Origin of the sequence: Azospirillum sp. SYSU D00513, assembly GCF_017356015.1 — a bacterium.
In the GTDB taxonomy this organism is placed as follows: Bacteria; Pseudomonadota; Alphaproteobacteria; order Azospirillales; family Azospirillaceae; genus Azospirillum.
The window spans coordinates 1-4,704 of the sequence record NZ_JAFIQV010000095.1; the positions used below are offsets into that span (position 1 = coordinate 1).

At 62.9% G+C, this 4,704-nt stretch carries 7 protein-coding genes; 2 read left to right on the plus strand and 5 right to left on the minus strand.

Annotation, left to right across the window (positions count from 1 at the left end; translation table 11 throughout):
• Positions 1 to 102 precede the first annotated feature (102 nt).
• Both JUB11_RS32185 and JUB11_RS32190 read right to left on the minus strand, forming a co-directional pair.
• Entirely contained in the window at positions 103 to 1,035 is a 933-nt protein-coding gene (locus JUB11_RS32185) for a phospholipase D-like domain-containing protein (RefSeq protein ID WP_207462892.1), read from the minus strand.
• A 171-nt stretch (positions 1,036 to 1,206) separates the two neighbouring features.
• Positions 1,207 to 1,551, minus strand: coding sequence for a ParA family protein (locus tag JUB11_RS32190; protein WP_207462893.1), 345 nt, complete (start codon positions 1,549 to 1,551; stop codon positions 1,207 to 1,209).
• A 321-nt stretch (positions 1,552 to 1,872) separates the two neighbouring features.
• Between JUB11_RS32190 and JUB11_RS32195 the strand changes: the two genes are divergently transcribed.
• Positions 1,873 to 2,202, plus strand: a complete 330-nt coding sequence (locus JUB11_RS32195; RefSeq protein WP_348771552.1) for a tyrosine-type recombinase/integrase — start codon at positions 1,873 to 1,875, stop codon at positions 2,200 to 2,202.
• Between the two features lie 16 nt (positions 2,203 to 2,218).
• Entirely contained in the window at positions 2,219 to 2,446 is a 228-nt protein-coding gene (locus JUB11_RS32200) for a hypothetical protein (protein ID WP_207462894.1), read from the plus strand.
• A 296-nt stretch (positions 2,447 to 2,742) separates the two neighbouring features.
• Here the strand turns inward: JUB11_RS32200 and JUB11_RS32205 are convergent, their stop codons facing one another.
• The 3 genes from JUB11_RS32205 to JUB11_RS32215 form a co-directional block, all read right to left on the minus strand.
• On the minus strand, positions 2,743 to 2,967 hold the full coding sequence (locus JUB11_RS32205) for a hypothetical protein (RefSeq protein WP_207462895.1): 225 nt from the start codon (positions 2,965 to 2,967) through the stop codon (positions 2,743 to 2,745).
• A gap of 488 nt (positions 2,968 to 3,455) precedes the next feature.
• Entirely contained in the window at positions 3,456 to 3,803 is a 348-nt protein-coding gene (locus tag JUB11_RS32210; RefSeq protein WP_207462896.1) for a hypothetical protein, read from the minus strand.
• 118 nt (positions 3,804 to 3,921) lie between these two features.
• Positions 3,922 to 4,272: a hypothetical protein gene (locus tag JUB11_RS32215; RefSeq protein ID WP_207462897.1), complete on the minus strand. Its 351-nt coding sequence runs from the start codon at positions 4,270 to 4,272 to the stop codon at positions 3,922 to 3,924.
• Positions 4,273 to 4,704 lie beyond the last annotated feature (432 nt).

A 4,704-nucleotide genomic window follows, 5' to 3' on the forward strand; every position in this document is an offset into this window, starting at 1 on the left:
CTTCACAGCGCTATCCCGCCGCTGTGCCGATCGGATCTTACAGGGCCAAGCTCACGCTCATTTCAGAACTGCATGGCCCTGCCGCCGGCGGAGCCTTTCGTGTCACACACTCCGTCGGTGTTGATGGATAATCCGCGAGATACCGGCACCATCCTCATAGAGCTGTTCAGGAATTATTCTTCTAAACCCTTTCCGCCGCCAGTCTATGTTAATCGCTATCTCTTCGTTTGACTCGTATTTTGAAACTACACTTCTCAAAGCGCTCCCTATCATACCAAATGCGTCTACACGAATGTCGCTTATCTTATCAAAGTAATTCTGCCTTCTGGATATTGCCTCCCGCTCACGCTCGAACGTCCAACGCATCGAGTACACATCGTTGCACGCACTATCTTCAGGCTCAGCATCCTCTTTATATCCAAGTTGCGAAAAAAGATCCTGATGGTAAAACGAGCTGTGGAGGTGAGCGTGGTTTTCTCTTTTACACACTTCCCATAGACCGATCTTGGCTTCAGAGTATTCTCCTTCTTCTTGCCCGATCACACCTAACACGTAAATTGGCACCCGGAAGTGTGGTGGGCACTGATTGCACAACGGAGCGAGGTAAGCCCTCCAGTCTTTATGGTGATCTACCAAGTCCCAAAACTCATGAAGAAATTGCTTAGTCAATCTGTGCTCGTCTATTGATATCGTGATATTTTCATAGCTGTACTGGGCGCTGTATGACCAATTATAGCTGCCACTGATCAATATTCTGTCATCTATGATGCAAAATTTGTTGTGCATGAACCCACGTGGTACCTTAATAGGGTACACGGCCGCAAAATCCTTCATATCCCTTATGGTTTCAAGATTGTGTGTATCGTCGTTGCAGACGATCGTTACAGATACGCCGTTGGCCGCTAGCGCACGAAGCGTAGGAGCGTACCTATCACGGCTCAACCAAGCAACACAAATCAATATTGATTTGTTTGCACTTCCAAGAAGGCGCAATATTTCACGCTCTATATTTTCGAACTTGGCGTAGGAACTCATTCAAAACTCCTAGAATATGGAGGCACCCTGATCTCTCGGTTCCTTCTTCGCAACGGAGCTATTTCTCGATCGGTGGGCTTGATGAAGTCCGTCGCGGATGCACCAGGTGCGAACTGAGTCACCGCGTCCACTTAGCGCTTGAACGGCACGAACATGCCGCGTTGAGTATCGTTAGCGGCCGGCGCGTCCATCTCCTCGACGGGCAGCTCCAGGTCTTCCGCAGCCGGCGATCGCCGTCCGGTTCCCGAAACCGGCGGTGTCGATGACCACGGCACTGTGGTCGGCATTGTCGGCCAGATCGCGCACCAAGTCGGCCTCGGAGACGGCGGGCCGTACCGTCAAATGGGCGAGCGGCCCGTCCGGATCGTACCAGGCCAGGAGGCTCTGCTGCGGGTCAGCGCCGAGCAGGAGAGGGTTGGCGCCAGCGCGGTCGAGCGGCGCCGCTAAGTCGATAGCGAGAGTGGTCTTGCCGATGCCACCCTTGATGTTGGCCAGCACATAGATGTCTCTGGGCATGGTGCGCCCCTGGGTTACGGGTAGGGGCAGTTTAGCGCGGCGCGAAAAAGCATCCAAGTAGGTATACATCCATAGGTGTATATATATACGTGCCGGATCAGAACGGTTCGTCGTCCTCGTCCGGCATGCTGGGGCTGAGCAACGCGGGCACCGCGTTGACCGGCGGTCGGCAGGGGGGTGACCGACTGGGCGGGTGTCACGAGGGCAACGGCCTCCGTCTTGGCGTCGGCCCCCCAGCTCGGGCGCTGGTGGGGGTCAGCCGGAGGCCGGCGGCGGAGAACATAACCAGCCGGCAGACGGTGCATTCGCGCTGCACGGACCGTGCTGCTGAGCGCCAGCACCTGGCGCGTGCTGCTGGCCTTGCGCGGGGCGGCCAACGAGGACGATCCCGTGTTCCGCTCCAGGAAGGGCGGACGCCACCTCGATCCGGCGACCGTACGGCGCATCGTCAAGCGCGCGGCGGCCAGGGTCGGCCTGCCGGAGGCCCTGTCGCCGCATTGGTTGCGCCACGCCCACTCCTCCCATGCCCTCGACAACCAGGCGCCGATCCACTTGGTGAAGGAAACCCTCGGCCACGCCTCCATCGCCACGACGGGCAAGTACCTACATGTGCGGCCCAACAACAGCTCCGCCCTGGCGCTCAAGGTCTGAAACGGGAGACAACGGCATGACCACAACAACGTGGACCACGCGGCACGCCGTGGCGCGGGCGCACGGGTGCGATCTGACCGTGCTGTGGCGCGGCCCCGACACCTGGGCCTGGATCGTGACCGTCGCCGGCGCCCAAGTGGATTCCGGCGTGACCCGCTCCCTGGAGCGGGCGCAAGCCGCAGCTCTCGACGCCGCCCGCCGGCATGCCCTCGGCGGCGGGCAGATCCAGCTGGACATGTTTTGAGCTGCGATTTCGGTGGGGCGGATCGAGCTGTCTCGGCCGCTGCGGCGGTCAGCTGGCCTAGGGGCGCTTGATGGCGCCCGGACCGTTTTCCTGTGATGCCACGCTACGGCTTGTCCACAGGAAGAAGGGACGGACCACGAGGGGCTGTGGTCCGTCCGAGTGCCCTTTGGAGGCGAGCACCGACAAGACGCGGTGCAGCCTCTTTTACGGCATCACGTAGACCTTGGATCAGTAACTGGGATTCGGCAGCAAGGCGGCGGGCCCGGCCGGATCCGCCAGTTTCATCGAGGCCGTCGTCACGCTTCGTGCGCGCGTTGCCGGGCGAACGGGCTGCGCAGCCGCGGCCCGAATGCAGCGGTTCGGGACTGCCGCCAGAGTGCCGTGTTGCCGACGCTGCTGCCGCTCACCGTGGCGTCACGCACCGCCTGCTGCTGGTGCAGCCAGGCGGACAGGTTCTGCTCGAATGCTGTCGCCTCGTGCAGGCCGGCGGCGTCGAGTTCGATGGAGGCGTTCAGTACCATTCTTATAGCTGCGTTTCCTCTCCTGCGGATCGGTTGGCAGCGTGCGGTTCCGCATGCCGCCGGCGCTCACGGCGGGGCGGGCGCCAGGACTCCATCTGTGCCGGCGAAGCACGGCGTGAAGAGGAGGGTGGCAGGGATGTGGAATGGCCATGGCGGAGACACCAAACCATCCAGAAAATGTAAGCGGCGGAGTCCTCGCTGTGAGGGCTCCGCCGCTGTGTGTGGCGCGCCGCGCTGCCAAGGAGACGAGCCGCGCGCTCTCGGCCGTTGCTTGCATGACGCTGGTGACGATCCGAGTGAGACCAGCCGCGCTCATCTGTCCCGTGTGGGACAACCCCGCGCGAGGGAAAGGGGTCTCAGGCCGGTGCGCCTGGGCTGCGTCGTGGAAGCCGGGCCATGGGAAGGGATCGGTGGATCAAACCTCTCCTGCTCGTGGTGGAGGGAGGACCCCGGCGGTTCGGGCCGGAGACCGCAGGGGCTTGCCGTCCTCAGTGAGCCTCGGCGCGCAGGCCGACGATGCCCGCGTCGGAGAGCTGGGGAGCAGCCTGGGGCGCCGACACGACCGGCGTGGCGACGATGGCCGAGGAGGCTGACAGGCCGAGCTTGCCGCGGGCGAAGGCGAGCTGGTCCTGCGCTTGATCCTGGTAGCCCCAGGCGTTCAGCGAGCGGGCGGCGTTCAGCGCCGGGATGGCGGCCTCGCGGGTGTCGCGGTCGGCGACTTGGCTTGCAACCTGCGCCTCGGAGAGCTGAGCGCTGAAGTCGGCGGCGAAGCTGGTGCCCGACAGCAGGGCAATGGTGGACAGAGCGGCGGCGGCGATCGTGGTGCGGATGGTCATTGGGGTTCTCCTTGAAGGTTGTGCCCCCTGGCGATGCGCCGGGGGCTGGGGTGGCGGCCGGCGTCATGCCGGCCGTGAGGAAGGAACTGCTGGTCGTTTCAGACGTAGGCCGGAGCGATCAGTGCGCTTCAGCGCGCAGACCGACGATGCCGTTGTTCTCGGCGAGCTGGACCGCCGCGCCCTGAGAGCTGGCGACCACCGGGGTGGCGATGACGGCCGCGCTCGACAAGCCGAGCTTGCCGCGGGCGTAGGTCAGGTAATCCTGCGCCTGCTCCTGAGCGCCCCAGGCGCTGAAGGACTGGGCGGCGTTCAGGGCCGGCGTTACCGCTTCGCGGGTCTCCCGGTCGACCTGATGGCTGGCGACCTGCGCCTCGTTCAGCTGCGAGCCGAAGTCGGCGGCGAAGCTCGTGCCCGACAGCAGCGCGACGGTGGACAGGGCGGCGGCGGCGATGGCGTTGCGGATGGTCATGATGGATCTCCTGATTGGCCCCATGGGGCCCGGGTTGGTCACCGTCGCCCTTGTGGCGCCGGCTGGTTCGTTCTGCTGTTCGGGTGGCGACCGTCGATCGCCGTGAGGGAAACATATGCCGCGATTATGTCGTGCGCGACATCAAAGTGGGATCCCGGACTGACTGGCTGCCATGCAGATTTATCGCTGCCGATTGTGTTTTGCGCGATGCATTTTTGGCTGTTCGCCAGGAGGCCGCCATGACCCACGAAGCACCCAGCAAACCAAGATGGGCTTAATGTCACTTCGTTGAGATGGATGGCCCCGAAGCGGCTAGAAGGCCGCCAGAGCGCTTCTAGCCGCGGGGTTGGGAAAACGTCAGGGCTCGTCCTGAAAAGCTTGGAACGCCCGCAAATCGCGGAACGGGTGCCCCTCCCAGTGGCGGGGATTGGC

Excerpts from the sequence above, each read along its gene's own strand:
- JUB11_RS32200 (WP_207462894.1), top strand. The coding sequence starts at position 2,219 with ATGACCACAACAACGTGGACCACGCGGCACGCCGTGGCGCGGGCGCAC.
- JUB11_RS32210 (WP_207462896.1), bottom strand. The coding sequence starts at position 3,803 with ATGACCATCCGCACCACGATCGCCGCCGCCGCTCTGTCCACCATTGCC.
- JUB11_RS32215 (WP_207462897.1), bottom strand. The coding sequence starts at position 4,272 with ATGACCATCCGCAACGCCATCGCCGCCGCCGCCCTGTCCACCGTCGCG.
- JUB11_RS32185 (WP_207462892.1), bottom strand. The coding sequence starts at position 1,035 with ATGAGTTCCTACGCCAAGTTCGAAAATATAGAGCGTGAAATATTGCGC.
- JUB11_RS32205 (WP_207462895.1), bottom strand. The coding sequence starts at position 2,967 with ATGGTACTGAACGCCTCCATCGAACTCGACGCCGCCGGCCTGCACGAG.
- JUB11_RS32190 (WP_207462893.1), bottom strand. The coding sequence starts at position 1,551 with ATGCCCAGAGACATCTATGTGCTGGCCAACATCAAGGGTGGCATCGGC.